At 43.5% G+C, this 1,601-nt stretch carries 3 protein-coding genes; 1 reads left to right on the forward strand and 2 read right to left on the reverse strand.

Annotated features, from left to right (window positions below; translation table 11 throughout):
• Positions 1-105: 105 nt before the first annotated feature.
• Together PX636_RS15400 and PX636_RS15405 are read right to left on the reverse strand one after the other, a co-directional pair.
• Positions 106-357 (reverse strand): BolA family protein, encoded by a 252-nt coding sequence (locus PX636_RS15400; protein WP_002764550.1) that lies wholly within the window; start codon positions 355-357, stop codon positions 106-108.
• Positions 358-428: 71 nt separating this feature from the next.
• Positions 429-1,076, reverse strand: coding sequence for a hypothetical protein (locus PX636_RS15405; RefSeq protein ID WP_004162561.1), 648 nt, complete (start codon positions 1,074-1,076; stop codon positions 429-431).
• A 230-nt stretch (positions 1,077-1,306) separates the two neighbouring features.
• Here PX636_RS15405 and PX636_RS15410 point away from each other — a divergent pair.
• Positions 1,307-1,601 (forward strand): Uma2 family endonuclease (locus PX636_RS15410; protein WP_288117733.1); only part of this gene is annotated, 295 nt, incomplete at its 3' end.

Here is a 1,601-nt window from a genome sequence, read left to right on the forward strand (position 1 = left end):
ATGGATAGCCCCCTTGATAAGGGGGGTGCCGATAGGCGGGGGGATCCCCCTTAATAAGGGGGGTGTCTGACAACTTGTAACACCTACCTACTTAACTGATAACTGTTATTTTTCTGCTGCCCAACCGTCGGGAGTGTAGGTTTTTAATGCCAAAGCATGGATGGCTTCGGTAGCCAGTGCCGATTGTAAAGCGCCATAAACCATTTGATGCTGTTTAACGCGGGTTTTGCCAGCAAATTCGCCAGAAATAACCACCGCTTCCAAATGATCGCCACCTCCCGTCAAATCCCGAATCATCACTTGTGCATCGGGGATTTGTTCTTGAATCATCGCTTCTACTTGGCGAAAGTCAACCATCGTAACTCCTCAAAAGAATTAAAGATACTCTGATCCCATTGTTACCGAAAGCTCGTCAATGGGGACAAAATTTACTGCTGTGGGGGGGAGTTGTTAGGAGTTGCGGAGGTGGGAGTCGGTGCGGAGATGGGTGTACTGACAAATCCCATCTCGTAGAGTTGTTGATAGCTTTTTTGTCCTAATTCACTGGTGGGGTTTTGGGATTGAATCACCTGAATTAACAAAGGAACCGCCAATTCTGGCTGATTTTGCGCCCTATGAACTAAAGCAAGCTGATAGGTGGCTTCATCCCGCAGTTGTCCGGTGTTTAAAGCACTTTGACGCTGAGAATCGAATACTTTCGGGTCAATTCCTGAGAAACTATTAGCTAATTGCAGATGATAGTTAGATAGTTGGTTAAAAATCCGGCGCGCTTGATTGAGTTTGTCCACAGCGACATCGTATTTAGCGGCATTAATAGCGGCGTTCGCTTCTTCCACTAAACGTTGTCCCCCCTGAAGACTCAGGACACTATCGGCTTGATTTAAGGGTTTTAATTCGTTAGGATCGCTGGTGGGATTGTTAGAGTCGGGGGTTTGTGCTTGTCCGTCAGGTGCGATCGCTATGACTAAACCGATCACCAGAGTGAGCAGATAAATTAAACTATAAGGCTGTTTTTGCTTAACCATAAAATTTCTCGACTTAATGTTCCTGATGGGAACGGCTATTTTTTCTAACATCGACAACTGACCTATAGTAGCTTTTTTGGGGCAGTTTCGATCCGACCCCAGCTTTCTAGACGTTAGATTTAGCGGTTTTGTCGCCATGGCAAGCGCTGATTTTTCCCGAAGAATCAGTACAAGTCCCCAAAAAGTTAGTTTATCCCCCCGATTAATGGTTTAAACACCGATAATTCCCCCCTTGCAAGGCTGTCCAGATAGAATAAAGAAAAAGTAGGAGTTTAGTTAAAATGTCTTTATCACTGATTACCCGTAAGTTTACGGTGGAAGAATACGAAAAAATGACAACCGAGGGAATAATCAAACCCGATGAAAAAGTGGAATTAATTCGAGGAGAAATTATCAAAATGTCACCGATGGGAACCCGTCATGCTGCCTGTATAGCTAGATTAACACAGTTATTTTATCGAAAATTTGGCGATCTTATTCTCTTAGGAGTACAAAATCCGATTAGATTAAATAATAATTCTCAACCAGAACCAGATTTAAGTTTACTAATACCTCGATCGGATTTTTATGTTGCTG

The organism is Microcystis sp. M53598_WE2, assembly GCF_030067735.1.
GTDB classification, from domain to species: Bacteria; Cyanobacteriota; Cyanobacteriia; order Cyanobacteriales; family Microcystaceae; genus Microcystis; species Microcystis aeruginosa.